The 19,225-nt window shown below is 46.3% G+C and carries 14 protein-coding genes; 4 read left to right on the forward strand and 10 right to left on the reverse strand.

The window, feature by feature from the left end; all coding sequences use genetic code 11:
- Positions 1–151: 151 nt before the first annotated feature.
- The 4 genes from RID09_RS16250 to RID09_RS16265 all read right to left on the reverse strand — a co-directional run bounded on the left by RID09_RS16250 (position 152) and on the right by RID09_RS16265 (position 6,017).
- Complete coding sequence (locus tag RID09_RS16250; protein ID WP_446336967.1) at positions 152–2,770, reverse strand: GAF domain-containing protein; 2,619 nt, start codon at positions 2,768–2,770, stop codon at positions 152–154.
- 443 nt (positions 2,771–3,213) lie between these two features.
- Positions 3,214–4,347: a glycosyltransferase family 4 protein gene (locus tag RID09_RS16255; protein WP_446336968.1), complete on the reverse strand. Its 1,134-nt coding sequence runs from the start codon at positions 4,345–4,347 to the stop codon at positions 3,214–3,216.
- Positions 4,348–4,460: 113 nt separating this feature from the next.
- Complete coding sequence (locus RID09_RS16260) at positions 4,461–4,661, reverse strand: hypothetical protein (RefSeq protein WP_446336969.1); 201 nt, start codon at positions 4,659–4,661, stop codon at positions 4,461–4,463.
- A gap of 204 nt (positions 4,662–4,865) precedes the next feature.
- Entirely contained in the window at positions 4,866–6,017 is a 1,152-nt protein-coding gene (locus RID09_RS16265) for a UDP-sulfoquinovose synthase (protein WP_446336970.1), read from the reverse strand.
- Positions 6,018–6,121: 104 nt separating this feature from the next.
- Between RID09_RS16265 and RID09_RS16270 the strand changes: the two genes are divergently transcribed.
- Positions 6,122–6,592, forward strand: coding sequence for a GNAT family N-acetyltransferase (locus RID09_RS16270; protein ID WP_446336971.1), 471 nt, complete (start codon positions 6,122–6,124; stop codon positions 6,590–6,592).
- Positions 6,593–6,944: 352 nt separating this feature from the next.
- Positions 6,945–7,475: a PEP-CTERM sorting domain-containing protein gene (locus RID09_RS16275; protein WP_446336972.1), complete on the forward strand. Its 531-nt coding sequence runs from the start codon at positions 6,945–6,947 to the stop codon at positions 7,473–7,475.
- Positions 7,476–7,620: 145 nt separating this feature from the next.
- Here RID09_RS16275 and RID09_RS16280 read toward each other — a convergent pair whose 3' ends face one another.
- The 5 genes from RID09_RS16280 to RID09_RS16300 all read right to left on the reverse strand — a co-directional run bounded on the left by RID09_RS16280 (position 7,621) and on the right by RID09_RS16300 (position 12,294).
- Positions 7,621–8,496 (reverse strand): SDR family oxidoreductase, encoded by an 876-nt coding sequence (locus RID09_RS16280; protein WP_446337042.1) that lies wholly within the window; start codon positions 8,494–8,496, stop codon positions 7,621–7,623.
- Positions 8,497–8,656: 160 nt separating this feature from the next.
- On the reverse strand, positions 8,657–9,034 hold the full coding sequence (locus RID09_RS16285; protein ID WP_446336973.1) for a hypothetical protein: 378 nt from the start codon (positions 9,032–9,034) through the stop codon (positions 8,657–8,659).
- A 126-nt stretch (positions 9,035–9,160) separates the two neighbouring features.
- Positions 9,161–9,412 (reverse strand): TIGR02450 family Trp-rich protein, encoded by a 252-nt coding sequence (locus tag RID09_RS16290; protein ID WP_446336974.1) that lies wholly within the window; start codon positions 9,410–9,412, stop codon positions 9,161–9,163.
- A 193-nt stretch (positions 9,413–9,605) separates the two neighbouring features.
- The gene (locus RID09_RS16295; protein ID WP_446336975.1) at positions 9,606–10,208 is read right to left on the reverse strand and encodes a rhomboid family intramembrane serine protease; all 603 of its coding nucleotides are present in this window, start codon (positions 10,206–10,208) and stop codon (positions 9,606–9,608) included.
- Between the two features lie 148 nt (positions 10,209–10,356).
- On the reverse strand, positions 10,357–12,294 hold the full coding sequence (locus RID09_RS16300) for a S9 family peptidase (protein ID WP_446336976.1): 1,938 nt from the start codon (positions 12,292–12,294) through the stop codon (positions 10,357–10,359).
- A 358-nt stretch (positions 12,295–12,652) separates the two neighbouring features.
- Between RID09_RS16300 and RID09_RS16305 the strand changes: the two genes are divergently transcribed.
- Complete coding sequence (locus tag RID09_RS16305; protein ID WP_446336977.1) at positions 12,653–14,272, forward strand: rhomboid family intramembrane serine protease; 1,620 nt, start codon at positions 12,653–12,655, stop codon at positions 14,270–14,272.
- Between the two features lie 17 nt (positions 14,273–14,289).
- Here RID09_RS16305 and RID09_RS16310 read toward each other — a convergent pair whose 3' ends face one another.
- Positions 14,290–18,126 (reverse strand): PAS domain-containing protein, encoded by a 3,837-nt coding sequence (locus tag RID09_RS16310; RefSeq protein WP_446336978.1) that lies wholly within the window; start codon positions 18,124–18,126, stop codon positions 14,290–14,292.
- A 330-nt stretch (positions 18,127–18,456) separates the two neighbouring features.
- On the opposite strand from RID09_RS16310, the gene RID09_RS16315 reads away from it, so the two are divergent.
- Positions 18,457–19,218 carry a Uma2 family endonuclease gene (locus tag RID09_RS16315; RefSeq protein ID WP_446336979.1) on the forward strand — a complete coding sequence of 254 codons (762 nt, stop codon included), beginning with the start codon at positions 18,457–18,459 and terminating at the stop codon, positions 19,216–19,218.
- Positions 19,219–19,225: the final 7 nt, after the last annotated feature.

The following is a 19,225-nucleotide window of genomic DNA, read 5'->3' on the forward strand; positions in this document are numbered from 1 at the left end:
TTGTCAAAGTTAATACAGGACAATGGTTAAAATTTCTTTTAGGTCTGATAAGTTTCCCTGCTAATACGATTTGTTAAGACGCCGTAGGGGTTTGGTTACCAAACCCCTTTATATCATGTCCTGACTTTGTGTAGCTGCGGTTTCAACCGCCCTATTTTCTAGTCATTGTATGCACACCATCCCAATAATCAGGAGGCGGATTATCCTGATAATGTTTAGCCCGTTCGAGGTGAATCAAAACCGGCTTATCATTGGGTTCAAGTTGATAAGCTTGTTCAAAATACACAATTGCCCTGGAGAAATCGCGATTCATGTAGGTTTTACGTCCTTTGGCATACAGGTCTAAAAATTTGTGAGTTTTATCGTTGAGAGGCGTGTCGATATCTTGAAGCAAATGATAAATGCTAACCGCTTGATTTTTTCCCTTCACCCGAATTTTATCCAATTCCCGCACCCAAACATTTTGGCGACAGAGGTTATACGTATATTCACTAATGATAATATCGCAGCCGTACTCTTTAGTAATACTTTCCAGGCGGGCGCTGAGATTCACGCCATCTCCGATAACCGTATAGTCCATGCGTTTGTGGGAACCAATATTACCCGAAACCACTTCTCCTGAACTAATTCCAATTCCAATATGAATTAAAGGTTGGCGATTTTTCATCCGAGGTTCATTAAACTTGGCTAAGCGCCAGCGCATATCTAAAGCCGACTGAACCGCCATCCAGCCATGATTTTCTTTTAACGCCAAGGGAGCGCCAAAAACTGCCATTAGCGCATCACCAATAAATTTATCTAAAGTCCCTTTATGCTCAAAGACCGATTCGACCATTGTTTCAAAGTATTTATTCAGCAGCGAAACAACTTCCGACGCTCCCAAGTTTTCGGTTAAAGTTGTATACCCCCGAATATCTGAAAATAAAATGGTGACATCTTTTTTACTCCCCTGCATCAGTGCATCTTCACCTAACGCCAAGACTTCATCCGCTACCTCTGGCGTCATGTAGCGATACATCGTTGTTTTCAGCCGCTTTTCTCGACTAATGTCTTCTAATACAACTAAACCCCCTCGCACTGTTCCTTGGGGATTCGTTAGCGGATTGACCGTCAAATTAATACTCCGTTCTATGGGTTGGACTTGCTCTTTAGATAGATAGGATGAAGATAGATAGGATGAGGTAGGAACAAGACTGGGAGCTTCATTCCAGAGACTATAGATTCTAGGGTTATCGCTTTTGGGAATAGCGAGGAGATAAAGATGAGTATCATCATTCGATTGGCAATAGGGGGGAGTATTGGGTTTTTCTATCTCTTCCAGTGGACATTGGAAAAGACCCACGGTTAAATTTTGTTCGGGGAGGTAATGCTTCGCACCCGTAGTTAGGCTGTCTTGTAACCGGACTTGGAGATATTCAATGGGCACAACCTCCCAGACGTAGCGACCCGTGAGTTTCTCTTCCCACAAATGACGATTGCGATTATCGGCTTGTTGTAAGGGACACCCCAGTAATCCTAGCGCTGCATCATTAATGGTCACGATTCGTCCCTGCATATCGGTAGAGATAACCGCATCAGAAAGGCTTTGCAGGATGTCTTTTTGATATTGCTTTTCGATCAGAACATTCTCAAACAGTTTGGCATTTTCCAGGGCAATGCCGGCTTGAATATTAAATGCCCGCATAAACTCTTCATCGGAGGTGCTGAAGCTACCTTGATGCTTATTAATCAGTTGAGTTACACCAATTAAATCCCCCACCGAGTTAAAGACGGGCATACAAAGAAGATTGCGAGTCACATAGCCTGTTTTTCTGTCTGTCGTCGGATCAAACCGAGGATCTTTATACGCATCGGCAATATTCAACGGTTGACCCGTAGACGCCACGTAACCCGCAATCCCCCGATTAGCTGGGATACGAATTTCCATCATCTTGTTGCCATCAGCCGTCGCGACTTTACTCCACAGTTCCCCAGTATCTTTACTTAGCATAAATAACGTAGAGCGGTCTGCTTGCATTAACTCCCGCGCTTGATCCATGACTAGACGCAGTGTGGCTTCTAGGTCTAAACTTTGACCTAGGTACTGGGTTGCTTTTAGGAGTGCAGCGGCGCCGCGTTGGTTCCGGGCTGCCATGTAGAATGATTGGCAAGTTTCCAGGATAATGCCAATAGAGGCGGCAAAGTCACGGAAGCGCTGTTCATCTTCTTCGTCAAACGGTACACCCCCAGCTTTATTCAATAGCTGTACCACAGCGACAATCTTTTTATTGCTGCTGACAATGGGCATACACAAGAGGGAATCGGTATGATAGCCGGGAGACTCGTCAACTTCCGGATTAAACAAGGGGTGGTTATAGGCTTCGGTGATATTGAGCGATTCACCCGTCGTCGCCACATGACCCGCTAAACCCACCGTCAGGGGAATGCGAACTTCTTTGGCGGCGTTGTCCTCACCAGAGGGAATTTTTGCCCAAAGCTGGTCTTTGTCACCATCAACCAGGAAGATAGTTGTACGCTCAGCTTGCAGGAGTTGACCAATTTTTAGAGTAAATGCCTCCATCACCTGTTCCAGCATGGTTTCGAGCGCTTCATGGTTAATCATTTCCAGCGCTCGCAGAAATTGCTGAAATTCAGCGGTGATGAAGTCCAGTAAGCAGATAAATTCGGGAAGGGAGAGGTCTTTAACTCGATGAGTTAGGACGCTAGTGCGATTGAGTTGGGTTAACTGAGTCAATGTAGCAAGAACGCTACCGGCATTAGACAGTGTCATAGTATTCGCTGTTCAACAGCTACTTTTGGCTCTGGCTGTCAGACGTGCTCTCATGCACGTCGGGTTGAGGAATGCAGTCTGGGTAAAACAAATAAGCACAGCGATATCGGTGAAAATTGAAAAACGCTTCCTTTTTCCGTTAGTTTAGACCAATCTCAATTTTAGACAAATTTATCTGCCTGAGTTGTTATTTGTCATTTATGCTTTGTCCTTTGTCATTTCCTCTTACCTGTTGCCTCTATTGTCTCATCCTTGGGTCTTCACCCGATGTCCAGAGGGATTCTTGCTGGCTGAGCCTTCGGATTCGCCCTTAAATAATTCTCAACATTAGAGAATAATAATATTTGCACAGATATAAGAGGGCACGGCAATGCCGTGCCCCTACCACAGTTTAGGGACATGGCACTCTGATGCGGTAGAGGTACGACAAAACCACGCCCTAATTAAGCCGCCGTTAAGAGCGATCGCGACAAAACCACGCCTTGATAATATTGTTGTAACTGACGGGTTGCGGCTGACCAACTCCAGCGTTCGGCTTCCGCCCTAGCGTTTTGGCGTAGGGTTTCCCGTTCACTTTGTTCCTGGAATAGACGTTGAGTCGCCGCGATCGCGCCTTGTTCATTTTGCGGATCAAATAAGTAGCCGTTGACCCCATCAGTGACGATATCAGGAATCCCACCCGAACGCGCCGCCACTACCGGACACCCCGCCGCCATCGCTTCTAGCAAGACTAATCCCAAGGTTTCGGTACGGGAGGGGAAAATAAACGCATCCGCCGACGCAAAGGCAGAACCTAAAGGTTCGCCTGTAAGATAACCAACAAAATGGGTTGGGGTTCCGGCAAAATGTTTTTCTAAGGCGCTGCGATGGGGCCCATCTCCCACTAACGCCAAACGCGCACCGGGGATGGATTCGAGAACCGGTTTAATCCGGTCAATTTCCTTTTCTGCCGATAAACGCCCAACATAAAGCAACAAGGGACTTTCCGGGTGTCCTTGGGACAAGTGCGATCGCATCTTTTCAGATGCCAAACTAGGATGGAATGTCTCGGTATCCACACCCCGTTGCCACAAATCCAATCGTTGAATCCCGCGCCCTCTCAATTCCTCAACCATCGCCGTCGAGGTACATAAATTAAGCTGGGCTTGGTTGTGATTGGCTTTAATTAATTCCCACATCACTGGTTCTAACATCCCTAACCCATAATGCTGAAGATATTGGGGTAAATGGGTGTGATAGGACGCGACTAAAGGAATTTGCATCACCCTAGCATAATACAGTCCCCCTAACCCTAATACCGCCGGATTCACCACATGAATCACATCTGGCTTAAATTCGGCTAAAGCCATGCCAATCGCGGGTCGAGGTAATGCCAGTTTCAGTTCTGGATATAGAGGTAATGGGAAACCCGAAACGCCATAAATTCTGGCACCTTTGTGTTCAGTGAGTCCACCATCGGGACAAATAACCAGAACATCGTCACCATTGCGTTGTAAATGGTCAACCGTGTGCCGCAGTCGAGTGACAATTCCATCAACTTTTGGCAAAAAGGTTTCAGTGAATAAGGCAATTCGCATAATCGTGTGACCGTGTGCGGAGTGTTATTGCAAAAGGCAGAAGGATTCTTACTGGTATTGGGTCGTTTCAGCCATTATATCTGTCTTAATCTTTATGGCGACAGCTATAAGGACTAAGAGCGTTCATTGTGTTTTTGCGGTAAGGTACAGAGTCCATGAATGCCGATAGCCGCGATGATTCCCCCTAATAAAACGCCCACACCTTCAGCCAAACAATTGATTCGATGTCTGTTTTCTGCGGCTTGGGCAATGGATAAGTCACGCATTGTCGAGGATGGAGATTGAGACAACGTTTGGTAATAAGTATTTCCCATCACAAATGGGATGGGGTAAGAGGAAACTGAGATTTTCTAGTTCCTCTTACCGAAACCATCGGTTCAGTTATCATCGTGGGCGGTTCTAGACTAAGTTGGGTTGAAAAAACGGGAACATAAACCACCGAAACTCCTATTTTTTCCCATTGACGTTTTATTTCTTCCCTAGCGTAATCCTGAATTCTGGACCGATAGTCTAGAGATTTATCGCCGCCAAGACACCTTGGGTAAGATTTGTTTTTCATCTACACGGTGCTTGTACTTGCTGGCAAAGTTAAGTAAGGAATCGATCAGGGAATCAGATAGGTAGTGGGGTTGGAGTCCTAAACTTAACAGGCAAGTATTTTTGGCGTAGAAATAGTGCTGTTCTAACTCAACCCGTGGGTTATCGAGGTGCTGAATATCCACATCGATATCTAAATGGGTTCCAGCATTTTTCACCATCACGGCTAAGTCGCCCACACTGAACATTTCCGTGAACTGGTTGAATACACGGAATTGACCGGGATCAGCCGGATTCGCGATCGCGAGTTCGACACAGCGAACCGTATCCCGAATATCTAAAAAGCCCCGCGTCTGACCCCCTTTACCGTATACTGTCAAGGGATGACCGATCGCCGCCTGGATACAGAAACGGTTTAAGGCGGTACCGAAAACGCCATCGTAGTCGAGGCGGTTTATCAGCATCTCATCCATACCCGTTTCTTCGGTTAAGACACCATAGACGACGCCTTGATTGAGATCCGTTGCCCGGAGTCCCCAAATTTTGCAAGCAAAGTGGATATTATGGCTGTCGTGGACTTTGCTGAGGTGGTAGAAGCTACCGGGTTGCTTGGGATAGGGTAAGGTGTCTTTGCGTCCATTATGCTCGATGGTGATATAGCCTTCTTCGATATCGATATTCGGCGTTCCATATTCACCCATCGTCCCCAGTTTGACCAAATGGCAATCGGGGAAGTCTTGTCGCATGGCGTACAGAATATTCAGCGTCCCTACGACATTATTTACCTGAGTCAGTACCGCATGTTCCCGGTCAATCATGGAAAATGGGGCAGAGCGTTGTTCACCAAAGTGAACGATTGCCTCGGGTTCAAACTGATGCAGGGATTTAATCAGGAAATCGTAGTCGGTAATATCACCCACGAACAAGTCAATGGATTTTCCCGTCAGATCCTGCCAACGCTGGAGGCGTTGCTGAATCGGTGCAATTGGCGTCAGTGTTTCTACACCCAGTGTCATATCCCAATGACGGCGCACCAGGCTATCTATAATCCCGACGTCATATCCTTTGTTGGATAGATGCAGGGCGGTTGCCCACCCACAATAACCATCGCCACCAATAACCAAGACTTTCATAGTCGATCCATAAATTGTGCTTGCCGATACTCGGTAAATGTATCAGGTTTCGGGTACTCTCGAACCATTAAACTCAGCGATCTCACCCTATTAAATCATCCTACATGCATACGAGTCAGCCAACTCTACCCGCCAACTGTGTCCTCCGACGCGCCTATTCTGGGGATCGGGGCGCGATTTTCCGATTGGTACTGGGGGCAAAACTTGATCCGACGCAGTTACGATGGCAGCAATTCTGGGTGATTGAATGTCAGGGACAGGTGGTGGCTTGTGGACAGTTGCGCCAGTTTGCTGACGCCCAAGAGTTGGGCAGTTTGGTTGTCGCCCGACGGTGGCGCGATCGCGGTTTGGCAACCCTGCTGATGCACCATCTGATTGCCCAAGCCAGCTTTCCCCTTTATCTGGAATGCTTGGGGACGCGCCTAGCCCAGTTCTACAGGCGCTTTGGCTTTGTCCCGGTTTCCTGGCAAGAGTTGCCGCGATCGCTTAAAATTAAATTTGGTTTGTCTCGTATGGCAAAAATTATTTTGCGACTCCCCGTAGAAATTATGCACCTGACATCAAACTGTCAATAACTTAAACCTTGTTCAATCTTTATTCTTCTGGGCAAAAAGAAAGTTTTGTCCTTAGGTTTTCTTAATCTAAAACCCTTATATCCTACGGAATAACACTTAATAATATTTTTTTTATAATCCCACGAGGTACGGGAGATTCTCCCCCCGCAAGATCTCAATAATTCGATTGTTATGTAACAATTATTATTATTTTCAGGAAAGCCTAACAAATTCGATTGACTCACCCAATATAAGTAGATACAATAACTAAGTTGCTCTACTCCTGAAGATAGATGTTATATCTATCTAGCAGTCGTTTAATTAAGAGTGACAACTGTCCTACTTCATACGGTGTGATTCCATGACAAGATTTATGAAATTTACCTCACTGGCTGCCTTAACGGCTGCTACCACTGCTGCAACCGTCGGTCTAGCTAATGTATCACCCGCTACAGCCGCTTCAATGAGATTTAGTGTAGACATCCATGATATCCCAGTTAATTCAGACATACTGGGTGGTTCAACAACAATAAATGCAGCTGCTGGTTCCTTCACCACGAACGATTCAATGGATGCAATTGAATCAGTTGCTCTAAAGTTGGGGAATATCAAATTTAATCAAGGGCAATTTGTCACTGATGGCTCCCAAACCAATATTCTTTTCAGTACGCCTTCTCAGAGTCTCACTCTGTTTAACATACTGCCACTGCCCCAGGAAATTGGTGATATGGCAAGTGGACAAGCCACTTTGGCAAATGGAAATTTAACTGGCTCTGTCTCCTACAAACTAACTAAAGTTCCTTCTGTTCCTGAACCCCTGACACTTCTGGGTTCAGCCGCCGCATTAGGCTTTGGATTCGTACTCAAGCAAGAGAATTCGAGAAAGAAGAATAAAGTCAACTAGTAATCCTAATTTATAGGAAAGTAATTTTCGGGTTTTATGTGGTGCATCGCCAAGGGCGCAAATCTTGCGCCCCTAATATCTATTTGAATAGAAGCTTGTTGTAAATAAATGATTGAACCCTGTAGAGACGCGCCATAGCCCCTCTCTACAACCTCCCCCGCAATACCTCTAATTCTTCTGGCAATGATGGAGGATTATATCCTAATGCAAACGCCTTGGAACTGTCCAAGGAAACATCTGAAGGTCTTGGCGCTGCCATTTTTACTTCAGTTTGCCGACAAGAGTTTAATCCGGCTTTGGGTAATTGTAACACATCCACCAAGAGACGACCAAATTCATAGCGTGATATCCGCTCTTTCCCACCCAGATGCAGGTAGCCTTGAATCTTATCGAGGGCTAACAATAACCCTTTAGCGGCGGTGGTTCCACTCACAGGTGTGCGAAATTCATCAACAAATAATTTTAACTCCCCTCCCGCTTGTAAAATGTCAATAAATGGCTGAATAAAGCTAGTCGCCGTTGGTGTCGCCTGACCAAACATTAAAGGCATTCTACAAATTGCTGTCCGAGGATAACGGGTTAACATTATATTCTCAGCCCTAACTTTTTGTTCTCCATAATAACTAATTGGCGAAACCGGATCAGTTTCCCGATAGGGTGGGTTTAAACCATTGAATACCAAGTCAGTAGATGTAAATACACAAGGAATGCCATAATCCGCACAAAGTCCCGCGATATTACCAGATGCTATAACATTTATCACTTCTGTCTCTTGGGGATGTATCTGGCAAAAATTAGGATTGGATTGAGCAGCGGTATGAATAACGGCGTCAGGTTTAATGTCTTGAAAAAGTTGTTTTAGTTCCGGGAAATTGGTTAAATCAACCTTTATTGTGTTTATACCTGGACTATTGATCAAGTTAGAAAAGCAAGTTCCATAAACAGTCCATTCGCCTTTAGATAATTGGCAAATATGCAATCCTAAAAAGCCACTAATACCTGTAATTAATAACCGTTTCATCTCATTCTTTTCCGGTAAATCCTGGTAGAAACTCTTGCTTCCCTCTGGGGATTTGGCGAAGCTTATGCGCTGGAATATTGGCATAAAACCGAGACATTTGGACGCATAAGCGAGAGCCCCTACGAATGCATCTGCTCCCAAATGTCTTTATAAGATCCCATCACTTTGACTCACAGGTTAATACTTCATTAACAGGTGCAAATCCTTCTGGGTCATCATAGCCAACTAACTCAGAATAGTAATTCTTGTTTTGCAGGAGAACCACCCGTGCTGTGTCCAAGGGGGTATCATGAAACGTGAGTTCTCGTTTCGTTGTCAGGGAAATATTTTCAGCAACATTTGAGGGAAACTGTTCATAGGTAACAATTGTACTTCCCTCGTCTTCTGTAATGGTAATATATGCCCTCATTCCCAAAGGATTAGGTTGACCAGACTCAGGATCATATTGGCAGATTCTACCCGTGCTAGAAGCCGCGCAATTCAAAGGAAAAATAACAAAAACTAGGGCAACAACCCACTTTGACGAATTAATTTTCATGATAAATCACCTGAGAAAGGATATTTTTATAGGTAGTTCACTCTTTACAGTTTGGTCTTCAATGGAAGGAGCTATTGTTGTCCGTTAAAAGGAAATGATAACTGTTTCGGCGGACATGATATTCTATCATAGTTCATCCTCTGCCAGTTCCTTCATTTCTTGTAAAGACTGCCAACCTGGTTTCCACAGAGAACGGTCTTTAAACTGTTGAGCATTAAGCCAAAAGCGAACAGTAGGGTCACAAGAAGCCACCATTTCAGCAAAAACCCATTGACCCTGATTTTTGCGGTTGACCACTTGAAAATGTCGCCAACCCCAGGTTTGTTGAGTCGCTGTCCATTTGGAACCCACCAGATAAGGAAATTTTTGTTTTGCCATTAATAATTGGAAACGTATTGACCCTTCACGTCATTCGGTGGCGGTGTGTAGGGGCGGGTTTCACTATTATCGTTTCTTACTTAACCCAAATGTAACTAAACCCGCCCTGATCCAATTTTGAATTAATTCCCCCATCTTCCCCATCTTCCCCATCTCCCAGACGCGCCATGGCGCGTCTCTACTTCCCCATCCCTCATCTCTTGCGCTCAGACAACAGGCGTGCGGCAATAATTCCACCCATAAAGCCAAATAAATGCCCCTCCCAGGATACACCGGGAACCGTTGGTAAAATACCCCAAATTGCTCCTCCATAGAGAAATCCCACGATAAGTGAGAGTAAAATAGAGGGAACATTGCGTTGAAAATAGCCACGCAACAGCAGAAAACCAAGATAGCCAAAAACTAGACCGCTAGCGCCAATGTGAACACGAGAAGAACCGATTAGCCAAACCCCTAAACCACTGACAACCATGGTGATGGCGGTAACAATAAAAAAGTCGCTGGTTTCTTGTAACATGACAAACCAGCCTAGAGTGAGAAAGGGGATAGTATTGGCAATTAGGTGACCTAAACCACCATGGAGAAAGGGGGCAAATAGTATACCCCTTAACCCGATAATTTGACGGGGGAAAATACCATAGCGGTTCAGTGCGCCTTGAAAAATGATTAAATCAATGAGTTCTAAACCCCACATCACGGCGACAAGTCCGCCTAAAATGGTAGCCTGGGTTTTGACTTCACGGGCAAGTGCTTTGGTTTCCTGATGGACAAGTTCTCGGGTTTCCCGGTTGCTCATGGCTAGACCTCTGGGATAGAGTGTTGAGTATTAATGTTTCTAGGGTAGCAACTTCCCCTACGAGGTATGAATAGCAATAGTCAAGCCTATCAATAATCCCACTGTGTAGAGACGTTGCATGCAACGTCTCTACAACCCTTGATGGGAGTTAAAAATTTTCAATCGCGACGGGTTCAATGGGTTGGGCTAACTCAAAACCGAATATCCGCGAATAAAAGTATAACTCGGCTTCCAAGGTGCGCTTGATGTTTTGTGCCCTTCGGAATCCATGCTGTTCTTCTGGGTAGGTGACATAAGCTACGGGTAATCCCTTGGCTTTTAACGCCTCTACCATCGTCTCGGCTTGGTTGGGGGGAACCACTTTATCTTCTAACCCTTGGAAGAAAATCACCGGACAGGACAGTTGGTCGGTAAAATGAATAGGCGATCGCGCTTTGTACAAGTCTTGGCGTTCTGGATAGGCACCAATTAACCCATCCAGGTAACGAGATTCAAATTTGTGGGTATCGGTGGCTAAGGTTTCTAAGTCGCTGACGCCGTAATAACTCGCCCCGGCTTTAAAGATATCCCGGAAGGTAAGAGCGGCTAATGTAGTATAACCCCCAGCGCTACCCCCTGCGATCGCTAAACGTTCTCCATCGACGAATCCTTGTTCAGCGAGGTACTTTGCACCATTGGCGCAGTCATCGACATCGACTATTCCCCATTGATTCTGGAGGCGTTGGCGGTATTCGCGTCCATACCCTGTACTTCCACCATAGTTAACATCTAAGAAGGCAAAGCCGCGACTCGTCCAATATTGGATTTTTAGATTAAAGGTACTGGATGTAGATGCAGTCGGTCCACCGTGACTTTTGACAATCAGGGGAGGTTTCTCGGTTTCGGGTGCTTGATATTCTTGGTTTTGAGGGGGATAGAAGAAGCCGTAAGCCGTTTGACCGTTTTCGGTGGGAAAGGCGATCGCCTCGGGTATGGAGAGATATCCTTTATCTATGTCTAATGTTGTCGATTGACGCAGAACCTCTATCTGTTGGCTGGCTACGTCCATTTGTACCACGGCGGTGGGTTCGGTTGCAGAACCGCCAATAAAAACGACTCGATTTTCTGTCACTTGCACCGATGAAATACTGGTATAAGGGGTTTCAATCGGGTTTAATTGTTTCGTCTGTAGATCGATACTTCCTAAGCGCCATCGACCTTGGACAGTATAGGCACAGATTAGGCGATCGCGCGATGAGATGCCATAAGTAGACATACCAAACACCCACTGGGGAAGACCAAACTCAGCCTCCATTTCCCAAAGGGATTCTACCTGGTTCTGATTCCAGCGATAAAGATTCCACCACCCTGTCCGATCACAAACGAAGTATAATGTGCCATCGGGTGACCATTCCGGTTGAAAGATTGACTCCTCAACTCCACCTGCAATACATTTGGCTTCACCTAATAATCCATCTGCTTGAATCGGCGCCACCCACAATTGTGTCCCATCCCATGGCATATTGGGATGATTCCAACTCAACCAGGCTAAGTGAGAACCATCCGGACTTAAGCGGGGTGAGGCGTAGAAGTCATTTCCTGTAGCGATAATTTGGATAGCGTCACTATTATTTAAAGGAATACTGACTAAGGTGTTAACAGGTTCTGCACCCTCACTACTGTGATCTTCGCGCACACAAATCAGTCGTTGTCGCTGGGAGTCAATCACCATATCAGCATAGCGCAGAGTTCCTGCTGACTCTGGGGTGATGGGTTGGGGTTCTGCATCACTTGTGTGCTGGTAAAGGCGCTGATCTTTATAATTAGCAAAATAAATAATGCCATCTTTAACCGCGTAAGCACCACCCCCATATTCGTGAACGCGAGTACGCACATTAAAAGCCGAGGGGGTAATATCTGCGATCGCGCCATTCACCTGACGGCGTACAATCACATTACGTCCCGCTTCCATGGGTCGTGCTTCTATCCAGTAGGTATCCGTACCATCTAGGGTAATACTACCTAAGCCAATCGTACCAGCCACAATGAGTTCGGCTGCGATGGGAGAGTTCCAGGAACCGTAGGGAGCGATTTTCGGTTGAGTCATCGTTAATTAATTGTCTATGGGTTTTGCCAACATCTGTAGGGGCGACCCGCTGTATTAAAATAGGAGAATCAACCTATCAATTTGATCGGGTCGCCCGACCCATGATACCGTCAATTCAAGACGAATAATATTGGGGTTGCCCCTGAACAAAATTCCCACAACCAACCCATTCATCTTATCGGGAGAACCCGGCATCAGGTATCAGAAATTATTTAAAACCATCTGCACGTAGACTGGGGCGAGTCGAGACAGGTTAATTGTCACACCTGAATATTTGCTCAGCGACTCGCCCCTACAACCCCGAACCCGATAATTCCCACAACCGCGATAACCTATTAGGTCAGGTATCCTGGAAAAGGTGAACGTCGCCTACTCCTCCCCGCCTGATCGCAAATCGCCAGAAATGGATATTAATCAGTTACTCCTCTGGATTGTCTGCACCTCTTGCATTCTGAACATTATCGTCGGAATGCGTCGTGCTAGGATTTCAGATTCAGCCCCCTACATCCATAGCTGGATGATTGTTTCCGGTTTGGTGTTAGCCACAACTGCTGTCTTGTATGTCCTCACTCCAGAGAATGCAGGTTGGATTGGTGGGGGATTATGGGGGTTGTTGATTTTAATGCCGATTCTAGGGTTTAGACTCATGAATCAATTGGCATATCAGGAACGCTTTGGCTTGGCTAGCCGACTGGGTAAACTCCTCTGTTGGCTGCACCCCGCCCAGAATTGGCGTCAATTTTCTGAATTGTTGGACACGCTGGAACAACTCAAGCAAGGTTCAACCACTGAAGCCACGGCAATTATCAATCGCGACAAAACCACCAATCGTCCTCTGGTGCGACACACCATCGCCACCCTCTACAAAATGGAGGCGCGTTGGCAAGAGTTGCGGGAGTGGATTGAAACCAACGTATCACAGAGTGCCCTAGAACATGATCCCAGTATAATCCTGTACTACCTGCGAGCCGTGGGAGAAATGGGGGACTTAAATGGCTTGCTCGCACAACTAGAGCGGTTTGAACCTATCTTAGAACAAAGCGATCGCGGCATCAATCAGAGTCAAGCTTATTTATTTGCCTTTGCCTTTTGTGGTCAAAAAGCCCAAGTCGCACAATTGCTCACTGGACCCTTAGCATTTTATCCAAATTACATTCGCCGATTTTGGCTGGCTACGACGGATTGGGCGGCGGGAGAGGTAGAGGGGGCGCGTCAGCAACTGTGGGCTATTTCTAACCGCCATACTGGACTCTACCGCCATGCTATCCAAGCTCGTTTATCCCAATCACCTGTCAACCCTGATGCTGTTTTAACTCAACATTCTCGGCAAATTCTAGGGCGACTTACACTCAATCTCCAACATCAGGTGCGATACGGTTCTAGAGAACGGTTTCTGGGTTCTAGAGCGTATACGACTTGGGGAATTATTGGATTAAACCTGATCGTGTTTGGATTTGAAATTCACTTGGGCGGAAGTGAAAATCAGCAGGTTTTATATGCGCTCGGAGCATTAGTGCCACAGGAAGTTCTCGACGGTGCTTGGTGGCGGTTATTGACATCAACATTTTTGCACTTTGGATTTACGCATCTATTAATGAATATGCTGGGTCTTTATATCCTTGGACCCTTTGTCGAATATGCCCTCTCTGGGTGGCGATATTTGCTGCTCTACTTGATTAGTGGTATAGGTTCGATGTTTGTGGTATCTCTAGCCACTCATTTTGGATACTCTGAGGCGCAATTTGTGGTTGGGGCATCCGGATCAGTGATGGGAATTGTGGGCGCAACGGCGGCTATTTTACTTCAGGGATGGCGGCGCGAAAAATCGCGTTTAGCCTCTCGTCGTTTGCGGTTTATTTTATTTATTATTGCCTTTCAAGTCGTCTTTGACCTATCAATTCCTCAGGTAAGTTTCACGGGTCATACATCAGGCTTAATTATCGGTTTTTTGGTGGGGCTTATGCTGTACCATAAGTGATCGTAGTGTTCATCAAATCAATTGAGGAAATCTCGCGTGCTGGCAGTTCTTCCAGCTAGCCGGACAATGACCTTGAGTAATTGCCTCGGTTCAATCGGCTTAGAGATGTGCATCTGGAAGCCTGCTGATAGGGCTTGCATACGGTCTTCTTCTCTAGCATAAGCGGTGACAGCCACCGCCTGCATCTGTCCCCCTTGGGCTAACGGTAACGCCCTGATCTGGCGAATCAGCCTGTAACCATTTTCACCGGGCATACCAATGTCACTCAGTAGCAGATCATATTTCATTTGTTGTAGCCGTTCCAGCGCTTCAGTTGCGGATGCTGTTGCAGTTACCATTGCCCCGTACTGTTCCAGAAGGGCGATCAAGAATTCACGGGTATCTGCATCATCATCGACGACTAAGACTCGTATCCGACTTAGGAGTGAGGCGTCAAAGTTCAAGGATGAATCAATTCCATCGTGAGCATTCATTTTTTTGTTGTCATCATCCAAAAGAGGTAACTTGACAATAAACGTCGCCCCTTGTCCTTCTCCGGGGCTTTCAGCGTGAATCGTACCACCTTGCAGTTTCACCAGATTTTGCGCGATCGCTAATCCTAATCCTAAGCCGGTTTGTTTTCTGGCTGTGGTGCTATCGGCTTGGCGGAAGCTTTCAAAGATATGAGGCAAAAACTCTGGATTAATTCCTTTACCCGTATCCTTGACCCGGATTTGAGCAAATTGATCCACTGGTTCTAAATGAATCTCAACTCGTCCCCCTTCTGGGGTAAACTTGACCGCATTTGAGAGTAGGTTCCAAATCACTTGCTGTAAGCGGTTGGGGTCACCCGAAACCCAACCCCCAGAAGCATTAAGCCGGGAGTCCATTTGAATCTGTTTATCCGTCGCCGTGGGACGCACCGTATCTAGCGCCGCTTCAATCACACCAACCAGATTCGTGGGACAGATATTCAGGCGAATTTGACCGCGAATAATCCGCGAAATATCCAGTAAATCGTCAATTAGTTGGGCTTGGGCTTGGGCGTTGCGTTCAATCGTCTCCAGGGCGCGATTTGTCTTTTGTGCATCCAACTGGCGGATGCGAAGTAACTGCGCCCAACCCAAAATTGCGTTCAAAGGCGATCGCAATTCATGGGATACTATAGCTAAAAACTCATCCTTAGTTCGATTCGCCGCTTCTGCCACCGAACGGGCTTCCTGTTCCCGCACCAGTAGCTGATTGCGTTCTGCTTCTGCAAGTTTAATATCAGTGATATCCCGGGCAATAGCCAAGATTGATTCAACGATGCCATCTTCCGCCAATTCCGGCACCATCCGGGCTTGATAGTATCGAGTTGTATTATCGGGGGTGAGGAAATTGAACTCCGGAATTTGCTCTTGTCCCGTGGCAAATATTTCACGCAGCGTGGTTTGCCCGTGGGTACTTATGGGTTCTGGGATGCCTAATTCCTGATAAGTTTTGCCCAGAAAACTTTGGCGTGACAATCCCGTTACCGCTTCTATGGCTGGGTTGACATACATAAAACGTAAGTCTTGATCAAATCGGCAAATAATATCCGGAGAATTTTCCACCAGGGCTTGGAATTCCTGTTGGCGACGATAAAGTTCAGCTTGGGTTTGCTGGCGTTCCGTCACATCTCTCCAAGTGGCAATAAACCCATCGCGAAAGGGGGCAATGCAAATATCAAAGACTCGACTCAGGCGCTGTTGACCATAGTTATCTTCATACGCAACCGATTCTTTCACTAACGGTTGTCGAGTTTCCACAACCTGACAGTAGTCCGCAAATAGCCCCGTTTCTTGATGGGCGGGTAGGATTTCACACAGTCCCCTACCAATTTGCTGGTTTTGGTTTAAACTGTTGTTTTTACAGGCAGCCGCATTAACATAGTCGATGCGAAAATCAATAACCTCACCCGATTCATCGCGTATGGCGGAGTAAATGCCAAAACAGTCCAACATTGTCTCAACTGAGGTACGGAATAATTCCTCCCGTTCTTGGAGTTGGACTTCGGCTTGCTTGCGGTCTGTAATATCTCTAACTGTAGCCACCACTGTCTCAATCGTACCCTCAGCATTGGCAACGGGTGAGAGAATGTACTCATACTGTCTGATTCCCTGCACCGTCGGGAAGTTGATTTCATCAGTCAGGCTTTGCCCGGTTTCAAATACCACTTGGCGTTGAGCATCATAGGATTCCATCACGGTTGCAGGTAAACCCAACTCTTGCCAGGTTTTACCCACCATGTCACTGGGCTGTCGTCCTAAGGCTTTGGCGGCTGATACACTGACGTAGAGGTATTTGCCGTGACGGTCATAGAGGTAAATGTGATCCACAGAGGCGCGAAGAATACCCTGCAACAGTCCCACCTGCTGCTGCACCTGATGTGCCAGGTGTTGCCGTTCGCCTTCAACCTGCTTACCTTCTGTGATATCCCGCCAAGTGGCAATAAAGCCATCTCCTAACTTCGTCGCCCGGATATCATAAGCGCGACGCAGGCGTTGCTGAGCAAAATTATCTTCGTAAATCAGGGATTCTTTAATTAAGGGTTCGCCTGTTTCCACTACTTGAGAGTATTCGGCAAATAGCCCAGTTTCCCGATGAGCGGGCAAGAGTTGGCATAACGATTGCCCAATTTGCTGTTTGCTTAAAAAGTTATCACGGCAAGCGGCGGCATTAACATAATCGATGCGAAAATCCACAATCTCACCCGATTCATCGCGGATTGCGGTATAAATACCAAAACAATCCAGCATACTTTCCACAGAGGTGCGAAATCGTTCTTCACTCTGCCGCAATTTTTGGTTAAATTCTTGTAAGCGAGTATAGGCTTTGGTTAATAAAGCATTGAGTTGAGCGCGAGTGGGATAGTCGCTATATGCCGCAGGTTTGGTGGTAAGGGTTTCGGGTTGTGCGATCGCCGCTCCCAGGAGTAAACTGACAATACCTTGCGTCAGCAGACTCAGTTGGTGCAAAGATAAAATGTCTGCGGAAATGGGCAATGGGGACAGGGAGAGGGCGCTAGGATAAAAAATTAGGTAGTCTAGCCCTGTCACCGCGATAGAAAAGCTAACCAAGAGCATCCCACCCATCGCACCAAAGCGGATAGCTGCCCAGAGAATCGGTAGAAAACCAATAAACAATAATCGCTCGAATGTCAAGCCGGAATCAAAGGTTGCCCAAACGGTGAGGGTAGCGATACCGATACTTAAGCACCCCAGTGCCAAGATTTCCAGCCATTGATGCAGCCAGAGACTCCAGACAGAGGAACTTTTTTGGTCTGAATTAGGAAGCCAACCTCGATTTTGCCAGAATCGGGTGAGAATTAAAAGAGCAGTTGGCGCTACGGCGAGGATACCCATTGCCTGCCCTAACCAGTTGTAGGATAAGTTCTGTAGTAGAGTAGACGGCGGTATTTTTCCCCAAGCTAGCAACCCTAGACTGTGAACCGTGGCGGAAGTCGTGCAGGCGGCGAGAGTAGCAGAAATAAAGACAACGGCATCAGCGAGACGTTTGAGTGACAGCGAACCCTGCCAAAGTCGGCGATAAAGAAGCCAAGTTATCAGTGGAATTATTATATCAGTGATTCTGAGCCAACCTGTCCAGTCACCACTTCCCCAAAACGGGGCGATGACAAGTGAGGTGATGCCGGTTAAGATAAGTCCTATCCATTCAAAACAGAGCGTCAGTGCGATCGCGACTCCGGATGGGAAAAACCATAGCGATATTCCCGGTTGCACCTGATAGAGAAGTGCCACTCCATGAGCTAAAATTAGGGCGAATCCAGATAAGACAATGACAAGCCACCAGTGTTGGCGAGTTAAGGGCGTAGAGTTTGAAGCAAAACGCATAGAGAAACTTTCCTCAGACTTGCCATAATCTGTTTATTTTAATCTTAAAATAACTCTTAAGGATGAGGTAGATATCCCCTACCCAATCCCTGATAAGCTGTAATGCATTTAATTTGATAAGGCAATCTAAGCTATCAAAGGGTTTCAGGAGCTAAATTATTGGATTTAGCTGCATAGCAGCTTATCATGTCCGGTTGCATACCACTCTCTAGGGCATAGGGCACAAGGGAAGCAGAAAGGGTAAGATTACAAAAACGGATTTGGCAGCAAGGCGCTATCCGCTCATAAGCGAATCTGTAAACTAAAGATAGCCGTTTATCGTCTCTCCCGATGACCCTCGCCAAGGATTCACAACCAACAGATCAAATTACTTCCCTTAACGACACAGAGGATATTATTATTCCTCCATCTGATTTGTTGAGTGATGAACCTCCCTTGGAAAGTGATTTACATCGAGATCAAATAGAACTCCTGCTGGCTTGCCTCAAGTGGTGGTGGCGAGAACGCACGGACTTCTATGCTACAGGCAATCTTACCATTTACTTTAGCCCAGAACACATCACCACGCGCGACTTTAGAGAACCCGATTTTTTTGTTGTGTTAGGCACAGAAAATCGACCCCGCAAAAGCTGGATATTATGGGCAGAACAGGGTAAATATCCAAATGTAATTGTGGAACTGCTTTCTGATAGCACCGCCAAAATTGATAAAGACTTTAAGAAAAAACTTTACCAGGATACCTTCCGCACCCCCGAATATTTTTGGTTTCATCCAGACACGTTGGAGTTTCAGGGGTTTCTGCTTATGGCGGGTGAGTACCAACCGATAGAACCCACTAATCAAGGATGGTTATGGAGTCGTCAGTTGGAACTATTTTTGGGAGTTTATGAGTCAAAACTGCGTTTTTTCAGCCCACAAGGTCAACTCGTAGCCACACCAGAAGAGAGGGCAGAAATTGCCCAGAAACAAGCTGAAGCTGCCCAAAAACAAGCGGAGATAGAACGACAGCAGAGGGAATTAGCACAACAGCAGGTAACAGAATTACGAGCTAGACTCAAAGAGTTAGGCGTTGAACCAGATTTGCCAGAGTAGTCGGCGT

This window comes from Coleofasciculus sp. G1-WW12-02, assembly GCF_040219735.1.
In the GTDB taxonomy this organism is placed as follows: domain Bacteria; phylum Cyanobacteriota; class Cyanobacteriia; order Cyanobacteriales; family Coleofasciculaceae; genus Coleofasciculus.

Coding starts and splice junctions, on each gene's coding strand:
- RID09_RS16250 (WP_446336967.1), bottom strand. CDS start 2,770: ATGACACTGTCTAATGCCGGTAGCGTTCTTGCTACATTGACTCAGTTA.
- RID09_RS16285 (WP_446336973.1), bottom strand. CDS start 9,034: ATGAAAATTAATTCGTCAAAGTGGGTTGTTGCCCTAGTTTTTGTTATT.
- RID09_RS16295 (WP_446336975.1), bottom strand. CDS start 10,208: ATGAGCAACCGGGAAACCCGAGAACTTGTCCATCAGGAAACCAAAGCA.
- RID09_RS16255 (WP_446336968.1), bottom strand. CDS start 4,347: ATGCGAATTGCCTTATTCACTGAAACCTTTTTGCCAAAAGTTGATGGA.
- RID09_RS16275 (WP_446336972.1), top strand. CDS start 6,945: ATGAAATTTACCTCACTGGCTGCCTTAACGGCTGCTACCACTGCTGCA.
- RID09_RS16260 (WP_446336969.1), bottom strand. CDS start 4,661: ATGGGAAATACTTATTACCAAACGTTGTCTCAATCTCCATCCTCGACA.
- RID09_RS16290 (WP_446336974.1), bottom strand. CDS start 9,412: ATGGCAAAACAAAAATTTCCTTATCTGGTGGGTTCCAAATGGACAGCG.
- RID09_RS16265 (WP_446336970.1), bottom strand. CDS start 6,017: ATGAAAGTCTTGGTTATTGGTGGCGATGGTTATTGTGGGTGGGCAACC.
- RID09_RS16310 (WP_446336978.1), bottom strand. CDS start 18,126: ATGCGTTTTGCTTCAAACTCTACGCCCTTAACTCGCCAACACTGGTGG.
- RID09_RS16270 (WP_446336971.1), top strand. CDS start 6,122: ATGCATACGAGTCAGCCAACTCTACCCGCCAACTGTGTCCTCCGACGC.
- RID09_RS16300 (WP_446336976.1), bottom strand. CDS start 12,294: ATGACTCAACCGAAAATCGCTCCCTACGGTTCCTGGAACTCTCCCATC.
- RID09_RS16280 (WP_446337042.1), bottom strand. CDS start 8,496: ATGAAACGGTTATTAATTACAGGTATTAGTGGCTTTTTAGGATTGCAT.
- RID09_RS16315 (WP_446336979.1), top strand. CDS start 18,457: ATGACCCTCGCCAAGGATTCACAACCAACAGATCAAATTACTTCCCTT.